15 protein-coding genes are annotated in these 18,072 nt (G+C 71.9%); 9 read left to right on the top strand and 6 right to left on the bottom strand.

Features of this window, described 5'->3' with window-relative positions; all coding sequences use genetic code 11:
• Window positions 1-112: 112 nt before the first annotated feature.
• Window positions 113-1,252, top strand: coding sequence for a glycosyltransferase (locus ACIWQI_RS08495; protein ID WP_396656716.1), 1,140 nt, complete (start codon window positions 113-115; stop codon window positions 1,250-1,252).
• Window positions 1,249-2,358, top strand: a complete 1,110-nt coding sequence (locus ACIWQI_RS08490) for a glycosyltransferase family 2 protein (RefSeq protein ID WP_396656715.1) — start codon at window positions 1,249-1,251, stop codon at window positions 2,356-2,358. Before ACIWQI_RS08495 ends, ACIWQI_RS08490 begins: the two co-directional genes overlap by 4 nt.
• Here ACIWQI_RS08490 and ACIWQI_RS08485 read toward each other — a convergent pair.
• Together ACIWQI_RS08485 and ACIWQI_RS08480 are read right to left on the bottom strand one after the other, a co-directional pair.
• A complete protein-coding gene (locus ACIWQI_RS08485) occupies window positions 2,344-3,531 on the bottom strand; it encodes a glycosyltransferase (protein WP_396656714.1) in 1,188 nt (395 codons plus the stop codon). The two genes, ACIWQI_RS08490 and ACIWQI_RS08485, sit on opposite strands and share 15 nt — an antisense overlap.
• Window positions 3,528-4,757, bottom strand: coding sequence for a hypothetical protein (locus ACIWQI_RS08480; protein WP_396656713.1), 1,230 nt, complete (start codon window positions 4,755-4,757; stop codon window positions 3,528-3,530). The genes ACIWQI_RS08485 and ACIWQI_RS08480 overlap by 4 nt, the downstream gene beginning before the upstream one ends.
• A 61-nt stretch (window positions 4,758-4,818) precedes the next feature.
• Between ACIWQI_RS08480 and wecB the strand changes: the two genes are divergently transcribed.
• Genes wecB through ACIWQI_RS08465 form a run of 3 tightly spaced genes read left to right on the top strand, consistent with a single transcriptional unit; the run spans window position 4,819 to window position 8,285 of the window.
• Entirely contained in the window at window positions 4,819-5,886 is a 1,068-nt protein-coding gene (gene wecB / locus ACIWQI_RS08475; protein WP_396656712.1) for a non-hydrolyzing UDP-N-acetylglucosamine 2-epimerase, read from the top strand.
• Complete coding sequence (locus ACIWQI_RS08470; protein WP_396656711.1) at window positions 5,883-6,947, top strand: acyltransferase family protein; 1,065 nt, start codon at window positions 5,883-5,885, stop codon at window positions 6,945-6,947. The genes wecB and ACIWQI_RS08470 overlap by 4 nt, the downstream gene beginning before the upstream one ends.
• A gap of 45 nt (window positions 6,948-6,992) precedes the next feature.
• Window positions 6,993-8,285 (top strand): nucleotide sugar dehydrogenase, encoded by a 1,293-nt coding sequence (locus ACIWQI_RS08465; protein ID WP_396656710.1) that lies wholly within the window; start codon window positions 6,993-6,995, stop codon window positions 8,283-8,285.
• Window positions 8,286-8,289: 4 nt separating this feature from the next.
• Here the strand turns inward: ACIWQI_RS08465 and rfbD are convergent, their stop codons facing one another.
• The 3 genes from rfbD to rfbA form a co-directional block, all read right to left on the bottom strand.
• Window positions 8,290-9,699, bottom strand: a complete 1,410-nt coding sequence (gene rfbD / locus ACIWQI_RS08460; RefSeq protein ID WP_396656709.1) for a dTDP-4-dehydrorhamnose reductase — start codon at window positions 9,697-9,699, stop codon at window positions 8,290-8,292.
• Window positions 9,700-9,808: 109 nt separating this feature from the next.
• A complete protein-coding gene (gene rfbB / locus ACIWQI_RS08455; RefSeq protein ID WP_396656708.1) occupies window positions 9,809-10,807 on the bottom strand; it encodes a dTDP-glucose 4,6-dehydratase in 999 nt (332 codons plus the stop codon).
• Window positions 10,804-11,676, bottom strand: coding sequence for a glucose-1-phosphate thymidylyltransferase RfbA (rfbA, locus tag ACIWQI_RS08450; protein WP_396656707.1), 873 nt, complete (start codon window positions 11,674-11,676; stop codon window positions 10,804-10,806). Before rfbA ends, rfbB begins: the two co-directional genes overlap by 4 nt.
• 51 nt (window positions 11,677-11,727) lie before the next feature.
• On the opposite strand from rfbA, the gene ACIWQI_RS08445 reads away from it, so the two are divergent.
• From ACIWQI_RS08445 to ACIWQI_RS08435, 3 genes are all read left to right on the top strand, one after another.
• Window positions 11,728-13,692: a glycosyltransferase family 2 protein gene (locus ACIWQI_RS08445; RefSeq protein ID WP_396656706.1), complete on the top strand. Its 1,965-nt coding sequence runs from the start codon at window positions 11,728-11,730 to the stop codon at window positions 13,690-13,692.
• A 61-nt stretch (window positions 13,693-13,753) separates the two neighbouring features.
• A complete protein-coding gene (locus tag ACIWQI_RS08440; protein ID WP_396656705.1) occupies window positions 13,754-15,328 on the top strand; it encodes a class I SAM-dependent methyltransferase in 1,575 nt (524 codons plus the stop codon).
• Entirely contained in the window at window positions 15,325-15,579 is a 255-nt protein-coding gene (locus ACIWQI_RS08435) for a hypothetical protein (protein WP_396656704.1), read from the top strand. Before ACIWQI_RS08440 ends, ACIWQI_RS08435 begins: the two co-directional genes overlap by 4 nt.
• Before the next feature lie 10 nt (window positions 15,580-15,589).
• Here the strand turns inward: ACIWQI_RS08435 and ACIWQI_RS08430 are convergent, their stop codons facing one another.
• Entirely contained in the window at window positions 15,590-16,987 is a 1,398-nt protein-coding gene (locus ACIWQI_RS08430) for an SDR family NAD(P)-dependent oxidoreductase (protein ID WP_396656703.1), read from the bottom strand.
• A 68-nt stretch (window positions 16,988-17,055) separates the two neighbouring features.
• On the opposite strand from ACIWQI_RS08430, the gene galE reads away from it, so the two are divergent.
• Window positions 17,056-18,072 (top strand): UDP-glucose 4-epimerase GalE, encoded by a 1,017-nt coding sequence (galE, locus tag ACIWQI_RS08425; protein ID WP_396656702.1) that lies wholly within the window; start codon window positions 17,056-17,058, stop codon window positions 18,070-18,072.

Genomic DNA, 18,072 nt, shown 5'->3' with positions numbered 1-18,072 from the left:
GCTTCCTGAGATGCGAGGGCAGTCGAATGGCCGTCGAGGCCAGCCGTAATCTTACGGGGCGCCGCCGTACGCTCCGTCGGAGGAGAGCGGCACCGGATAGGATCGGACGCCGATGGATGAGCGAACCGCCCCGCCGCCTCGGGCGGCCGATCACCGCGTCGAGGTCATCGTGGGGGTGCACACTCCCGCACGACCTGTCGAGCGCGCTGTCGCATCGGTCCTGCGCAACCAGGTCTCGCTCCGCGTGACCGTGGTCGCCCACAACACCGACCCCGCCGCCGTCCGCGGGCGGCTCGCGACTCTGGCGGACGATCCGCGCGTTCGCGTGCTGGAGCTCAGCGACGGCGTGCGCTCTCCGGCCAATGCGTTCAACTTCGGACTGGATGCGGCCGAGGGCGACTTCTTCAGCCTGGTCGGCTCGGATGACGAGCTGGCCGCGGGAGCCCTCGACGCGTGGGCGGAACTGGCTGATCGCGCCTCGGCGGACGTCGTGATGGCGCCGATCCGTCGTGTCCCCGGCGATGGGGTGCCGTCGCCGCGGGTGCGTCGCGGCCGGGTGGTGCGGCTCGACGGCGACCGCGACCGCCTCTTCGAGCGCGCCGCACCGCTGGGCCTGGTGCGTCTGGCCCGATTCCCGCACCTGCGGTTCACCACCGGCCTGCCCCGCGGCGTGGATCAGGTGTACGCGATGCACCTCTGGTTCTCGGGCGCCTCGATCGCGTTCGACCCCGCCGCGCCCGCATACCTGGAGCACGACGACCAGACCGACCGGGTGACGCTCGCCGGCGGCCCGCTCGCCGATGATCTCGCCTACCTCGATGCGATGGAGTCAGACCCTGCGTTCGCGGGGATGACGCCCGTCGCACGCCGTGCGCTCGCGGCGAAGCTCATCCGGGTGCACCTGCTCGGCGCGATCGCGTCTCGCGCGGAGTCCGAAGCCTTCACGGACGCCGATCGCGCTGCCGTCGTGGAGGTGCTCGCGCGCCTTCGCGGGTGGGGTCGCGGGCTGGACGGTCTGCTCGCGGTGCGCGATCGGCGGGCGCTGCGCGCGGCATCCGCTGCGGGGACGTCCGCCGCGCAGCTGCACCATGCCGTCGGCGATCGCTCTCGCCATGCCACCTGGAGCGCGGTTCTGACGGTGAACCCCCTGAAGGTGCTGCACCGGCATGCACCCCTGAGGTCGATGGCCGCGGGACTGCGGGTCGCCCGCGCAGTGACCCGGGCCGCGACGCGGAACGAGGCGAGACTGTGACGGGACGACCCGCATCCGGCTCCGTCGACGTCATCGTCGGCGTCCACAGCGACACGCGGCCGATTGAGCGGGTCACCGCATCGGCACTCGCGGCCGCGGCGACCGCCTCGGTCCTCGTCGTCGCGCACAACACCGATCCGGCGGGCATCCGCGCCCGGCTCGGTCTCCTGGCCGATGATCCGCGGGTGCGGATCGTGCCGCTGGCGGACGGCGTGAGGTCGCCTGCGAACGCCTACAACCGCGGGCTGGATGCCGCCCGCGCCGAGTACGTGAGCATCGTCGGCTCGGACGACGAGTTCGCACCGGGGGCCCTCGACGCGTGGCTTGCCTTGGCCCGCGACGCGGATGCCGATGTGGTCATCGCCCCGGTCGTGCGCTCCAGCGGCGGCATCGGGACGACACCCCGTCCGCGTCCCCGCCGCACGCGCGACCTCGACGGCGACCGCGACCGGCTCTTCGAGCGGTCCGCGCCCCTGGGGCTGGTGCGCCGCGCGCGCTTCGAGGGGCTGCGGCTGACGCCCGGTCTGCCGCGTGGCGAGGACCAGGCGTACAGCCTTCATCTCTGGTTCTCGGGCGCGCGCGTCGCATTCGATCCCCGCACGCCGCCCTACATCGAGCACGACGATCAGGGCGATCGGGTCACGCGTGCGGCCGCGCCGCTGGCGGAAGACCTGGCCTTCCTCGATGCGGTCGAGGCGGATCCCGTCTTCCAGCGGATGTCCGCGGTGTCGCGCCGCGCGTTCGCCGCGAAGACCCTGCGCGTGTTCGTCCTCGACGCGATCGTCGCGCGACTGTGCGAGCGCGGTCTCGACGAGGCCACCCGGGCGGCCCTGGCCGTGGTGCTGCCGCGGATCCGGAGCTGGGCGAAGCATCCCACCCGGCTGCTGTCGCGTCGGGATCGCGCGATCCTGGAGGCGGCGCTCGCCGGAGCGGAGAGCGTCGATCGGCTGCGGCGGCTCGCTCGCCGGCGTGGTCGGACGCGTTCGGCCGCGGCGATCATCCCCGCTGCGCCGTGGCTGATCCTGCACCGGCACGCGCCGCTGCGCTCGCTGCTGGCGCACCGCCGCGTCGTGCGCGCGCAGCGCGAGGCGTCAGGCGCGCCGTGACCCTTCCCCGGCTCGGATCCACGTGCGGAGCAGGACATCCGCGCTGCGCCTGCCGTCGTGGACCTCGCGTACGAAGGTCGCTCCGTTCCGCGCCGCCGCCTCGACCAGCTGCGGATCCTCCGCGAGCGCGACGAGCGTCCCCTCCAGCGTCTCGGGGTCGACCTCCACGATCGGCAGCTCCCGACCGGTCTCCTGCCGCACCGTCTCGCGCACCTCGGCGGTGATGTGGCCAAGCACGGCGCAGCCGGCGGCCATGGCCTCGCAGGCGGCGACGCCGTAGCTGCCCAGGCCGATCTGGTCGATGACGACGTCCGCCTCGGCGAGCAGTCCGGGCATCCGGTCGTGCGCGACGCCGCTGAGCGCCCGGTACTCGATGGCGCCGGCATCACGCAGCCGGGTGAGCACGGGATCGATGTGGCGCGTTCCCTTCATCGCCGACTTGCTCGGAGCATGCACGACCCGCAGCGGACTGCCGCGCCGCTCGCGCGGCAGCGCCCACTGCGCCGGGTCGACGACGACCGGACACCAATGCGCCCGGGGAACGTCGGAGAGCAGGTCCGGAGTGGAGACGAAGACCGGTCGGCCCGAGCGTTCGAGCACAGCGAGGTTGCGCATCGCGACCGTCTCGAGCCGTCGGGTCGTGTGATCCTCCTCGAACGGCGCCCAGGGTGTGCGCTGCCGGCTCAGGCTCGGCCGTCGCACATCGGTGCCGTGACACAGGTGGGCGACGTCGACGCCGTCGAGCGCGTCGAGCTGTCGCTCCAGGTCGCGGCCGTCGAGGCGGCCGAAGGGCGGGATGAAGGATTCCGAGAGGAAGTGGGTGAAGCCGCGAGCGGCGGTCAGCTGTGCGCGCTGCCAGCGGCGCGAGTTGTGGAAGAACGCGGGAGGCACGACGGCGTCGGCGTCGAAGCCGAAGGGCGAAGGCAGCGCGTAGTTGCGGGCGGCCACCTCGCTGTCGGCCCGCTCGAGGGCGCGACACCACGCGTGTGCCTGGCCGGCGTAGTTCGCCGGCGCCGCCAGCACCGTCGCCGGCGACGCCGGCGCCTGCACGATCGGGGGCATCGCGCCGCGGGGGACCCCCTGGCGCAGCGCTGCGATCCGGCCGGGAAGGCTCGTCGGGTGGTCGGCGATCCAATCGGATGCCGCCGCGAGGAGGGTGCCGGCGGAGGTCACGGCCGGTCCAGCCATTCCGCGGCGAGCGCGGCGGCGCTGAGCCGCCCCGAGTGCACGACGTCGACGAAGCCGGGACCTGCGGCGGCGGTGGACACGGCCGCGGCCGGATCCGCGGCGATCCCGCTCAGGACGGCGCCGAGGGAGTCGGGGTCCGCCTCGAAGATCGGCAGCTCCAGACCGGTCGCCTCGCGGACGCGCTCGCGGACAGCGGGGGCGACATGCGACACGACGACGCGACCCGCCGCGAGCGCTTCGCACGCCGCGACGCCGTAGCTTCCGATGCGGAACTGGTCCAGCACGATGTCGGCGTCGCGCACCGCGTCGGGCACCGCCTCCGCGGGAACGCCCTCGAGACGCCGGTAGTGGACGGCTCCGCGATCATGGAGCCGGCGCAGCGCCGGTTCGATGAGCGCGGTGCCCTTCACCGCCGCCGAGCTGGGAATGTGCAGGACCACCGGCGTCCGATCCCGGCTGAACGGCGCCGGACCGCCCTGCCACAGCGAGGCGTCGACGACGACGGGGCACCAGGTGGCTTCGGGGAGATCGTCCAGCAGGTCGGGGGTGCTGACGAACAGGGGCGCCCCGGACGCACGGGCGAAGGCCGCGTTCTCGTCCGCCGTCCGCTGCAGCCGCTCGACGCGCGCATCGTCGCGGAACGGCGACCACCGGCTGCTCGAGAGGTGCCGGCGGGGGGATCGGATGTCGGTGCCGTGGGCCATCAGCGCGATCGAGATCCCGTGCTCCCGCAGCATGTCGATCTCTTCGTCGACGCCGGAGCAGAGGCCGCCGAACAGCGGCCGCATCGACTCGATGAGCGCGTGGTCGAACCCGCCGATGACCGCGTCGCGCTGCGCGCGCTGCCATCGTGCCGAGTGCCAGTAGACCGGAAAGGGCACGGTGCTGTCGGCGGGGAAGGAGTGTCCGCCGGGCACCTGCACGGCCAGCGAGCGGGCCCCGGCCCCGGTGAGGCATCTCTCCATCGCGCGGGCCCACTGGGTACCCTGGCCGGCGTGATTGGCGGGCCCGACGATCACCCGGGGGGAGCCCTCGGGCGCCGCCGTCGCAGCGGGGGCGGCGGCATCGCCCCCGAGCAGACCGTAGGCGAGCCGGGAGAGCAGCCCATCGGGGTTCGCTTCGACCGTGTCGGGGATCCTGCGGATGAAGCCCGGCAGCCGCGACCGATTGCGCACCACCCACGCGGTGAGCGACTGGGCGGGCGAGGGCATGACTCGATTCTGCCGCACGGCGTGCGGACGCACCGTGCTGCGGCTCGTAGACTCGTAGCCCGTGAGGATCGTCAGTGTGGTGGGCGCGCGCCCGCAGTTCGTGAAGCTCGCGCCGATCGCGAAGGCGGCGGCGTCCGCGGGCGTCGAGCACGTGATCGTGCACACCGGGCAGCACTACGACCCGATGCTGTCGGACGTGTTCTTCGCGGACCTGGGCATTCCGGCACCGGATGTGCACCTCGGCGTCGGAAGCGGATCGCACGGCGTGCAGACCGGAGCGATGCTGGCCGCGCTCGATGCCGTGTTCGATGCGCAGCAGCCGGATTGGGTGCTCGTCTACGGCGACACGAACTCGACCCTCGCCGCGACGCTGAGCGCGGTGAAGATGCACCTGCCCGTGGCGCACCTGGAGGCGGGGCTGCGCAGCTTCAACCGACGGATGCCGGAGGAGCACAACCGGGTGCTCACCGATCACGCCGCCGACCTGCTGCTGGCGCCGACCCAGGTCGCCGCCGACCATCTCGCGCGCGAGGGTCTGGCCGGCCGCACCGTGATCGTGGGCGACGTCATGACGGATGTGCTCCACCAGGTGCGCGATCAGGTCGCAGGAGCCGGCTCACCCCTCGTCGACGAGCTCGGCGTGGAGCCCGGGGCACACTATGTGGCCACCATCCACCGCGCCGAGAACACCGATGACCCCGGCAGGCTCGCGGAGATCGCCGCCGCCCTGGGCGGGCTCGACCGCCCGGTGGTCCTGCTGGCGCATCCGCGAGTGGTGGCCAAGGCCGCCCAGCACGACATCCCGCTCACGCAGGGATCGCTGATCGCGCACGCGCCGCTGGCCTACCCCCAGCTGATCGCCTCGGTGCTGCACAGCGCAGGGGTCGTCACCGACTCGGGCGGCCTGCAGAAGGAGGCCTTCCTGCTGCGGGTGCCGTGCACCACGGTGCGCACCGAGACCGAGTGGGTCGAGACGGTCCAGCTCGGCTGGAACGTCCTGGCGGACACCGCCGCGGCCATCGCCGCGGCCGTCTCGCGGCCGCGGCCGGCCGACACCGACGCGGCGCCCTACGGCGACGGGCGCGCCGCCGAGCGCGTCGTCGCCACCCTCTCCGGAGCGACCGGATGAGCACCGCCGGCGCCCAGGGGCGCGTCGTCTGGATCGATGTCGCCAAGGCGCTCGCGATCGTCCTGGTCGTGATCTATCACGTCTCCGGATGGTTCTTCACCTTCGTCTTCACGGGCTCCAGTCATCCGGCGGCGGCGGTCTGGCGGGAGCTGAGCATCCTCCTCATGCCGATGCGGATCCCGCTCTTCTTCCTCGTCGCGGGGATCCTCGCGCACGGCGCGGTGCGGCGCTCCTGGTCGGCCCTGGCCGCCACCCGGCTGAGCGACCTGCTCTGGCCGTTCGCCGTGTGGAGCGTGCTGATCGCCCCGCTGTGGTTCGTGCGGCTGGAAGCCGGGGGCCAGGACGGCCTCGCGCCGGTGATCGGAGGCCTCCTGTTCGGCGGGACGCACCTGTGGTTCCTCACGGCGCTTGCCGTCTTCCTCGTCATCGGGAAGATCACGCGGCGCTTCCCCATCCCGACGCTCATCGTGGCGGCGGCTCTCGCATACTGGCTGGCGGGGCCGATCGGCGCCTGGCTGCACACCGTGCTGCCGGCCGCGCTCGCCGACAACGTCACGCGGTGGTGCATCTTCCTGTTCTGGTTCCTGCTGGGGTGCTTCGCGCGGCCGCTGCTGATGCGGATCGCGGCGACGCCGTGGCCGTTCGCCGTGGTCGGCACGGCTGTCGTCGGGATCGTGGCGCTCACCGGCTCCGGCATCCCCTCCTCGATCCGGGTCCCCGTCCTCGCCGCGTTCGGGATCAGCGCGCTGATCGCCTGGAGCTCGCTCATGTCCCGCGGCCGGAGGACCGCCCGGCTGGCGGGATACCTGGCGCGGCGCACCCTGGCGATCTACGTCGGGCACGCCTTCCTGCTCGAGGTGCTCGCGCTCGCGCTCCTGGCACTGCGACAGCTGATCCCCGGGTGGGATCCCGCCTCCGGCGTCGCGATGATCCTGTTCGTCCCGATCGTGACCGCTGCCCTCGTGTTCGCGACGACCTGGCTGTACGACCGATGCGTGCCGGGACCGCTGGCGTGGCTCTACCAGCCGCCCTGGCGTGCGCGCAAAGCGGTTCCGGTCTGACGACCGCCGCCGGCGCCCCTCCTGCGCAGACCTAGACTGGAATCCATGCGCGTCGCCGTCGTGGCCCTCGGAAAGATCGGCCTCCCCCTTGCTGTCCAGTTCGCCGATTCAGGCCACGAGGTCGTCGGCGTCGACGTGAACGCGCGCACCGTCGACGCCGTCAACGCGGCGCGTGAGCCGTTCCCCGGCGAGGCCCAGCTGCAGGAGAAGCTGTCGGTCCTGGTGCCGGCTGGACGCCTTCGCGCGACGACCGACTACGCCGAGGCCATCCCCGGCGCCGACGCCGTCGTGCTCGTCGTGCCGCTGTTCGTGGACGACGCCACCTGGGAGCCGGACTTCGCGTGGATGGATGCCGCGACGCGCTCGCTCGCGAAGCACCTCACACCCGGCACCCTGGTGTCGTACGAGACGACCCTGCCGGTGGGCACCACCCGCGGCCGGTGGAAGCCGATGCTCGAAGAGGGCTCGGGACTGACCGAGGGCACCGACTTCCACGTCGTGTTCTCGCCCGAGCGGGTGCTCACCGGGCGGGTCTTCGCCGACCTGCGCAAGTACCCCAAGCTCATCGGCGGGCTGACGCCGGAGGGCGCGCGGCGCGCGCGGGAGTTCTACGAGGCGGTGCTGCAGTTCGACGACCGCGACGACCTGCCCCGCCCCAACGGCGTGTGGGACCTCGGCACCGCCGAGGCGGCCGAGATGGCCAAGCTCGCCGAGACCACCTACCGGGACGTGAACATCGGCCTCGCCAACCAGTTCGCCCTGTTCGCCGCCGACCACGGCATCGACGTGTACCAGGTGATCGAGGCGTGCAACTCGCAGCCGTACAGCCACATCCACCGGCCGGGCATCGCGGTCGGCGGCCACTGCATCCCGGTGTATCCGCGCCTGTACCTGTCGACCGATCCGGACGCCGACATCGTCCGCACCGCCCGGCTGCTGAACGCGTCGATGCCCGAGCGCCTGGTCGGACAGGCCGAGTCCGTGCTCGGATCGCTGGCCGGCCTGCGTGCCGTCGTCCTGGGCGCCGCGTACCGGGGCGGCGTGAAGGAGACGGCGTTCTCGGGTGTGTTCCCCACCGTCGCGGCGCTCGAGAGCCGCGGTGCGTCCGTGCGCGTGCACGACCCGCTCTACAGCGACGACGAGCTGCGCGAGCTGGGTTTCGAGCCCTACGCGCTCGGCGGCGCGGCCGACCTCGCGGTGCTGCAGACCGACCACGCCGGCTATCGCGCGCTCGCGCCCGCGGATCTGCCGGGGGTGCGGCTCCTGGTCGACGGACGCAACGCGACCGACGCGGACGTCTGGACCGGCACCCCGCGGATCGTCGTGGGGACTGCCTGAGAGGTCAGCCCAGCCGCTCGCGCAGCGACGCGAGGGCGTCGCGAGGCGTGAACCCGGTGGCTTCGATCTTGGTCAGATCGAGGATGCTGCGGCGCGGCCGGGGGGCGATCGGACCCGCCGCGCCGGCGGTGTACTCCTCGGTGGTCACCGGCGTCACCCGGGACGGATCGTGGCCCGTCAGGGTGAACACCTCGCGCGCGATCCGCGCCCATGACATCGCCTGACCGGCGCCGGTCAGGTTGTAGACGCCGTAGGCGGGACGGGTCCGCAGCAGATGCAGGATGCCGCGGGCCAGCTCGCCGGCGAACGTCAGGCGGCCGACCTGATCGTCCACGACCCGCGGGTCCACGCCGCGCTCGGCGAGGCCGCGCATGGTGCTCACGAAGTTGCCGCCGTCGCCGATGACCCAGGAGGTGCGCACGATGTAGTGCCGCGGCACGGTCGCCACGAGGGCGTCGCCGGCGGCCTTGGTCTGCCCGTACACGCCCAGGGGCGAGACCGGGTCGGCCTCGCGGCGGGGGCGCTCGAGCGAGCCGTCGAAGACGTAGTCGCTGGACACGTGCACCAGGGTGATGCCGTGCTCCGTCGCGACGCGGGCGAGCGCGGCGACGGCGGTGACGTTGGCCGCCCAGGCATCCGCTCGTCCCTGCGGCGTCTCGGCGAGGTCGACCGCCGTGTACGCGGCGGCGTTGACGATTGTGTCGTAGTCGCGCCAGTGCCGGGCTGTCACCAGGTCAGGGGAGGTCAGGTCGAGATCGGCGCGAGTCGTGTACTCGACGTGCGAGGCGTCGCCGAGCTCGGCGCGCAGCGCCCGGCCGAGCTGGCCGTTCGCACCCAGGACGAGTGTCCTTCGCGGCGGCACCGCCGTCACCTCCGCGAGGCGCGGGTGGGTGCGGTCCTTGGCCGACAGCTCGGCGTCGGCGAGCGGGATGGGCCAGGGGATCGCCACGGCTTCGTCGGCGAGGTTCAGGAACGTGTACGACGCGTCCGGCGACCAGTGGTCGTTCACGAGGTACGCGTACACGGTGTCCGGTGCGAGCGTCTGGTAGGCGTTGCCGACGCCGCGAGGCACGAAGATCGCCCGCGAGGGGTCGAGCTCGGCGGTGAACACGACGCCGAAGGTGGGACCCTCGCGCAGATCCACCCAGGCGCCGAAGATGCGGCCCGCCGCGATCGAGACCCACTTGTCCCACGGTTCGGCGTGGATGCCGCGCGTGGTGCCGACCGCATCGTTGAACGAGACGTTGTTCTGCACGGGCCCGAAATCGGGCAGGCCCGCGGCGACCATCTTCTCGCGCTGCCAGTTCTCCTTGAACCAGCCGCGGTTGTCGCCGTGGACGGGCAGGTCCCACAGGACCAGGCCGGGGATGCCCGTCTCGTGGGACGCCAGGGCCTTGTCGAATTCGGTCACCACGTTTCGTCTCGCTTCGCTCGCTCAACGACCGGGCGCTTCGCTCGCTCGACGACCGGGGGCTTCGCTCGCGCGACGATGGGGAGCTTCGCCGGCTCGGCGACCGTGGCCATCACTGCCCCTTCGACGCGTAGAAGGCCTCGGTCGCGTCCTTGGCGGGCCCCCACCAGTCCTCGTGCGCGCGGTACCAGTCGATGGTGGCGGCGAGCCCCGCGCGGAAGTCCGAGTAGCGCGGCGTCCAGCCGAGCTCTGCACGCAGCTTCGTGGAGTCGATCGCGTAGCGCAGGTCGTGGCCGGCGCGGTCGGCGACATGGTCGTATGCCCCCGGCGGCTGCCCCATCAGCTCGAGGATCAGATCGATCACGTCCTTGTTGTTCTGCTCGCCGTCGGCACCGATGAGGTAGGTGTCCCCGATGCGGCCGCGGTCGAGGATCGTGAGCACGGCGGAGGAGTGGTCGTCGGCGTGGATCCAGTCGCGCACGTTGCGCCCTGCGCCGTAGAGCTTGGGTCGGATGCCGCGCAGCACGTTCGTGATCTGGCGCGGGATGAACTTCTCGACATGCTGGTACGGCCCGTAGTTGTTCGAGCAGTTCGAGATCGTCGCCTGCACGCCGAACGAGCGCACCCAGGCGCGCACCAGCAGGTCGCTGCCGGCCTTGGTCGACGAGTACGGCGACGACGGGTTGTACGGGGTGGTCTCGGTGAACCGCTGCGGGTCGTCCAGCTCGAGGTCGCCGTAGACCTCGTCGGTGGAGATGTGGTGGAGGCGGGTGCCATGCCGCCGCGCCGCCTCCAGCAGTGTGTAGGTGCCCACGATGTTCGTGTCCAGGAACGGGCGCGGGTCGTGCAGCGAGTTGTCGTTGTGCGATTCGGCGGCGTAGTGGATGACGGCGTCGACACCGCCGAAGAGCTCGTCGACCAGCGGCGCGTCCGCGATGTCGCCCTTCACGAACGAGAACCGGTCGTCGGGCAGGCCGGCCAGCGAGGCCAGGTTTCCGGCGTAGGTGAGCTTGTCGAGCACCGTGACGTGATGGTCGGTGTGCGCGATCACGTGGTGCACGAAGTTCGAGCCGATGAACCCGGCCCCGCCGGTCACGAGCAGACGGCTCATGCCCGCCCCCGCGCCAGCACGTCCAGCAGGTAGCGGCCGTACCCGGATTTGACCAGCGGTTCGGCGCGGGCGCGCAGCTCGTCGTCGGTGAGGTACCCCTGCCGCCAGGCGACCTCCTCGGGGACCCCGATCGACAGTCCGGTGCGTCGCTGCATCGTGCGCACATACTCGGCGGCGTCGGTCATCTGGTCGAACGTGCCGGTGTCGAGCCACGCGGTGCCGCGGGGAAGCACCTCGACGGCGAGCTTGCCGCGCTCGAGGTAGGCGCGGTTCACATCGGTGATCTCGTACTCGCCGCGCGCGCTCGGCCGCAGTCCGCGCGCGATGTCGACCACGTCGTTGTCGTAGAAGTACAGCCCGGGAACCGCATAGTTGCTGCGGGGCTCGGCGGGCTTCTCCTCCAGGGAGACCGCCCTGCCGCCCGCATCGAACTCGACGACCCCGTACTCCTGCGGCTGGGCCACCCAGTAGGCGAACACCGCGCCGCCGTCGACCTGGGCGTAGCGCTTGAGCTGCGTGCCCAGTCCGGGCCCGTACAGCAGGTTGTCGCCGAGGACCAGCGCGACCGTGTCGTCGCCGATGAAGTCGGCGCCGATCGTGAACGCCTGCGCGAGCCCGTCCGGAGAGGACTGCTGCGCGAAGGTGAGCGAGATGCCGAACCGCGACCCGTCGCCCAGCAGCCGCTCGAACTGCGCCGCATCGTGCGGGGTCGTGATCACGAGGATGTCGCGGATGCCCGCGAGCATCAGCGTCGACAGCGGGTAGTACACCATCGGCTTGTCGTACACCGGGATCAGCTGCTTCGAGATCCCGAGGGTGATCGGGTGCAGCCGCGTGCCGGAGCCGCCGGCCAGAATGATGCCTTTCATCGCCATCCATCGTCCCACAGCGCGCCACCGGCGCCGGTATAGTTCGCAAGCGTGATCAAGGTCTCCGTCGTCGTGCCGACGTATCGGTCCGGCGGAGGATTGGACCGGCTGGTCGCGTCGCTGGACGCCCAGACGCTGCCGCCCTCGGAGTTCGAGGTGGTCTTCGTCGATGACGGCTCGCCCGATGACACCCATCAGCGCCTGCTCGAGGTCGCCGCGACGCGGCCCCATGTGCGGGTGGAGCGCATCGAGAACTCGGGCTGGCCGTGCCGGCCGCGCAACGTCGGCGCCGATCTCGCGCAGGGCGAGTACGTGGTGTTCATGGACCATGACGACCTGCTGTACCCCGACGCGCTGCGGTCCGCCTACGACTATGCGGTGGCCAACGACGCCGATGTCGTCAACGGCAAGGAGTCGCGCACGGACGATGCGACCTGGGCGATCGACACGTACCGTCGCGACGAGCCGCAGTCGGTGGGCCGGACCGATCAGCATCCCCTCATCCCGATGAATCCGCACAAGCTCTATCGGCGCGCGTTCCTGGACGAGCACGGCATCCGGTTCCGCGAGGGCGGGCGGGTGCTCTGGGAGGACATCTTCTTCAATCTGCTCGTCGCCCGCAGCGCGCGCGTGATCTCGACCCTTGCCAGCGTGCCGTTCTACCACTGGTACACGACGCCCGGAAGCGGCTCGCACGGGTTCCTGCGCTCCACCCCGCAGTTCTGGGAGTGGCTGCGCGAGGTCCTCGTCGCCACCAGCACGGTGCTGGCGGGGGAGGAGTTCGAGCTCCAGCGGCGGCAGCTGCTGCTGCACCAGTACCGCTCGCGGATCCTGGCCTCGTTCGACGGAAGGTTCGCGCGGCGGCCCGAGACGGAGCGCGACCTCATCTACGACGCCTGCCGCAGCCTGCAGGCAGACTTCGATTTGACGCGTTTCGACGACGAGCTCAGCCGTTCCGCGGCGCTGCGGGCCCGGCTCCTGCACGCCGGCGAACGAGAGCTCCTGGAGGAGCTGGGACGCCACGACCCGCGGGTCCCGGGCCGGGTGCAGGTGACGGACGCGCGGTGGACGGACGGGCGCCTGGAGCTGGCCGGCGTCGCCGAATGGGAGGGTGCGGGCGGCGTCCGTCACCGGCTGCGCCGTGACGGCGCCCGTGTTGTCACGGTGCTGCCCGCGCCGTACGACGAGTGCTGGCCGCCGTCGATGCGCGACGTCACCGCGCAGATCGCCGGAGCGGTCGCCGAGTTCGGTGTGCGCTCGCAGGAGACCCGGGTGACCTGGATGCTGCCCGGCACCAGCCGCGTCGAGGTCTCCGGCGACGGCGACGCCGTGCGCTTCTCGGCGCCGGTGTCGGCGGTGCTCGATCCGGACGGCGCGGTCTTCGGCCGACCGCTCGAGCGGGGCGTGTGGGAGGTGAACGGACGCTGCACCCTGGACGGCGCGATCCAGCAGGAGCGCGTGCACGCGGCGATGGCGGCGACCGCGACCCTCGTCGCGGGCGAGCTGCGCATCGCGTACGTCGACCCGGCGGGGCTGCTGACGCTCGTCCTCGGCGGCGACGGCGACGGCGCTGCGCTTCGGCATCTCCTGCCGGTCGGCACGAGCGCGGTGGATGCCGACGGCGCCGCGCGCCGGGCGCGGGTGCCGGTGCGGGGGGTCACCGTCGTCGGCGCCGGTTCGGCGCGCACGATCGTGGAGCTCGCGCCGGGACGGCGGCGGCTCGCCGAGCGCCTGCGCGGGCGGGATGCCTTCCACCCCGTGCCCGCGCAGCTCGTCGGCGACGCAGAGGGCGTCCGGCTCGAGTTCGACCTCCCCTCCGGTGCCGACCCTGTGCGACTGCGCCTGGGCGATCTGGAGCCCGGCGCGCCGGCCTGGTGGACGCTGCTGCCGGGTTCTGCCGGCACCGCGACGCTGCGGCCGCACACCGCCCCGCGTCGCGCCGAGCGGGCGTCGTGGCCGCGTCGCCTGCGCCGGCGCGCCGGACGCGTCCTGCGCCGGCTCGGCATCCGGCGGTGAGGGAGGGGCGGCGCCGGGCGCTCAGGGGAATCGGAGGGTTGGCCGACATAGGATGTCGCGAGTGAAAGCCAACCGTCGACGACTCCTGCTCACCGCGACGGAGGTGGGCGGGTCACAGCCGATCGACATCCGCTTCGACGGCCATCGCGTCTGGTCGACGGTGACTCCCGATCCGATCGACGGCGTCATCAGCATCCCGTGGCCTGACGCCCTGCGTGCGCGCCTGTGGGGGGTGAGCGAGCTGAGCGTCCACGACACCGTCGGCGGCGAGCCGCTGGCCGTGCGCATCGTGCGGTTCGGCACGTCGTCCAAGCGGCTCCAGATCACCGACAAGCGCGGCACGTGGCTGGCGATGACGAAATGGGACCGCCTGGGGCCTGTGCTGGAAGGCAACGACGACGATGTCGCGGCGCGCCTGATCGCCAGCGCCGCCCGGCTCGCCGGCCTCATGCAGGAGTGGGGCTACCCGATCTATCTCGTCGGCGGGACGCTGCTGGGGATGGTGCGCGGCGGAGCGCTGCTGCCGCATGACGACGACCTCGACTTCGCGTATCTCTCCGATCAGTCCGACCCCGCCGAGATCGTCCGCGAGAGCTTCGAGCTGGAGCGCCGCCTCACCGACGCCGGGTACGCCGTGGCGCGGCACAGCCACGCCCATCTGGAGCTCGCGTTCTTCGACGAGCACCAGCAGCTGGACCACTACATCGACGTGTTCACGGGATTCTTCCACGAGGGCCAGTACTGCCAGCCCTTCGCTCTGCGCAGCGACGCGGTGACGCGCGAAGACCTGGTGCCCACCAGCGAGATCGAGGTGAACGGGGTGCTGCTCCCGGCGCCCGCGAACCCCGAGGCATGGCTCGCCTACGCCTACGGTCCGGGATGGCGCGTGCCCGACCCCACGTTCGTGTTCGATGTCGCCTCGGGCACCAAGCATCGCTTCGAGAGCTGGTTCGGGGTGTTCAATCGGGGTCGCTTCTTCTGGGAGAAGCACTGGCAGGGCAAGGACCTCGCGACCGGCTCGCCCGGCGGGGCGGGCGCGGTCCGCCGGCTCCTGGAGATCATGCCTCCGGATTCGGACGTGCTCGACCTCGGCTGCGGCGACGGACGCTGGGCGCAGGAGCTGCAGGACGCGGGTCACCACGTCGTCTGCGCCGACTACAGCTTCGAGGCGCTGCGGGTGGCGCGCCTGAACGACGACCGCGACACCACCCTGTGGCGCATCAACGCGAACGACCGCACGGCCCTGCTGGAGCTCGGCGCGAACCTCCTGGACACGGGGCGCCCGTGGTACGTGCTGTGCAGCGACGTGCTGCACGGGCTGACTCTGGCCAATCGCGAGAACGTGTACCTCATGCTCCGCATGGTGCTGCGCGGCCCGGCCCGGGCGGTGGTGACCTTCGACACCCACCCGACCGTCCAGTACGTCCGGTCCGATCCCCGCACCTGGCACTACAGCCTCCGTCAGCTGCGCGAAGAGCTGACCGAAGACGGACTGGAGGTCGAGGAAGTGCATCGCGGCGTCCGCCGCACCGAGCTGGGATGGCGCCGCTACGCGCGGGTCGTCATCCGCCGCAGCACGCGCGCTCCGAGCGAGCGGCGTGCCTGGATCCACGAGAGAGACGAGAACGTCGCATGAGAAAGTATCTGCGCAAGCTGGCCGAGAAGGTGGCGCCGACCGCGTACGAGCGCCTGCGTCGCCTCGAGTCGCTCGACACGAGCGGCGGGGACGTCTCCGACATCCTGCTGCGCTACGAGGACGAGGTCCGCGACCTGCGCCGACAGCTCGACGAGGTGCGCCGCGAGCACCGCCGCGTCGAGGAGCTGTACGACCTCGTGTTCGAGCGCCTGCAGCGCGAGAACCCCCTGCGCGAGCCGGTGCAGCGCTGAGCCGCGCGGCTCAGCCGCCGTTGCGCATCGCGGCGACCTGCACCGTGACGATCTGACCGGTGAGGTCGGATGCCGCGACGTTGAGCGTCACCCGAGCGACATCGTGCGGGTCCAGGAGGGTGTCCTCAGGCTCCTCCCCGAAGGCACTGGTGCGCATCGGCGTCTTCGTGCGCTGCGGATTGATGCAGTTGATCCGCACGCCCTGCGCGGACCACTCTTCGGAGAGCGCCTGCGTGAGGTTGACCACGCCCGCCTTGGTCGCCGAGTACACGCTGTAGCCGGCGCGCCCGCGCGTGTACGAGCTCGACGTGAACAGCAGCAGCTGGCCGCTGGTGCGCTCCAGATGCCGATAGGCCTCGCGGGCCACGAGCACCGGTGCCAGGAGGTTGGTGTCGATGGTGCTCTCGACGTCGTCCGCGGGGGCGTCCACGAGGCTCGAGATGTGCAGGACGCCCGCGGTGAGGATCACCACGTCGATGCGGCCCTCGGCGGACGCCACGCTGTCCAGCGCCGCGCGCAGGTCGTCGGCGCGCCGCACGTCGGTGCCGGTCGTCGAGCGGCTGAACTCGTGCACCCGGGCCCCCGCGTCGCCCGCGAGGGCGACGATGCTCTCGCCGATGCCGTGGCTGCCGCCGAACACGACCACGACCTTCCCCCCCAGATCGGGCAGGGTGTCGGGCCGGGTGTCCAGCGCGAGGCTTGCGGACTGCAGCTGGAACAGCTTGTCGGCGATGTGCACATCGATCGGCTCGGTGACCTTCATGTTCTCGGCGGTGCCGTCGACGACGAAGATCGGCACGTCGGGCAGGTACTGGAAGACCACGCCGCAGTCGTCCGTCGCGGTGAAGCCGGGATCGAGCCTGGCCAGCTCGTACGCGCGGCGGATGGTCCCGAGCCGGAACGCCTGCGGCGTCTGACCGCGCCGCAGCCGCGCGCGGGCGGGGATGTCGGTGATGTGCCGCTGCTCGTCCACCTGGATGATGGTGTCGGCGGAGGGGATCGCGGTGTCGACCGCGTCGAAGCGGTCGAGCGCCTCCACGCAGTCGCGGATGATGCGCTCGTCGATGAAGGGCCGCACGGCGTCGTGGAACAGCACCTTCGTGTCGTCGCCCTCCAGAGCGGCCAGGGCGAGCTGCGTGGTGTCGTTGCGGGTCTCGCCGCCGGGGAGGATCCGGGTGAGCTTGCGGAAGCGCTCGCTGCCCAGCAGGTGGTCGAGCTCGTGGATCGACCCGGCGTTCATCATGATCACGACCTCGTCCACGAGGGGACTGGCGTCCAGAGCCTCGAGGGTGTGCTCGACGATCGCCTTGCCGGCGATGCGGATGAGCTGCTTCGGGATGCCGAGCCCGACGCGGACGCCGATGCCACCGGCCAGGACGACGGCGACGGTGCGCGACGGTTCGGTCATTGTGCTCCTCGGGTGCGATGCGGATGACGGATGCCATCGGATGCCGCAGACAATCCTAGGCTGGAGGGATGCGGGTTCTGCTGACAGGCGGCGCCGGGTACATCGGCGCGCACACCGCCGTCGCGCTGGCCGCCGCCGGCCACGACGTGGCGATCGTCGACGACCTCTCGGCGGCCAGCGACATCGCCGTCGAACGCATCCGAGCGCTCGCCGACCAGGAGGTGCCCTTCCTGCGCGCCGACATCCGCGACGAGCGGGCGGTCGCCGCGTTCATCGACCGCATCGGCGGTGCGGATGCGATCGCCCATCTGGCCGGGCTGAAGTCGGTCGCCGAGTCCGTGCGCGATCCCGTCCGCTACTTCGACGTCAACGTCGGCTGCGCGGTGTCGATGCTGCGTGCGGCAGCGGCCGCAGGCATCCGCACCGTCCTTTTCTCGAGCTCGGCGGCGGTCTACTCTCCCGGCAACGAGATGCCGGTGACCGAGCAGTCTCGCACCGGGCTCGACCAGGCGAGCCCGTATGGCACGTCCAAGCGCGTGATCGAGGCGCTGCTGTCCGATGCGGTCGTCGCCGATCCCGGCCTGCGGGTGGTCGCGCTGCGCTATTTCAACCCGGTCGGGGCCCATCCCAGCGGCCTCATCGGGGAGGACCCCCTCGGCGAGCCGCAGAACCTCATGCCCGTGGTCGCCCGGGTCGCCGCGGGGCTGCGAGACGGCCTGTCGGTGTACGGGCACGACTACCCGACCCCCGACGGCACCGCGCAGCGCGACTACATCCACGTCCTCGACCTGGCGGCGGGCCATATCGCGGCGCTGGAGCGGGCGCCGGGAGGGATGAGCGTCTTCAATCTCGGCACCGGCACGCCGGTCAGCGTGATCGAGCTGGCCGACGCCTTCGCCTCGGCCAGCGCCCGCCCGGTGCCGCGCAGGTTCGCCGAGCGGCGGCCCGGCGACCTCGCGGTCTCGTACGCCGATCCCGGCAAGGCGCGGCGGGAGCTCGGCTGGCAGGCGTCGCGGTCGATCGAGGAGGCCTGCGCCGACTACTGGCGGTGGCAGCAGGCCAATCCGCGCGGCTACCGGCGGTGA

It is taken from the genome of Microbacterium sp., assembly GCF_044508325.1.
Taxonomy (GTDB): Bacteria; Actinomycetota; Actinomycetes; order Actinomycetales; family Microbacteriaceae; genus Microbacterium.
This window is presented reverse-complemented; position numbering and strand designations above follow the sequence as displayed.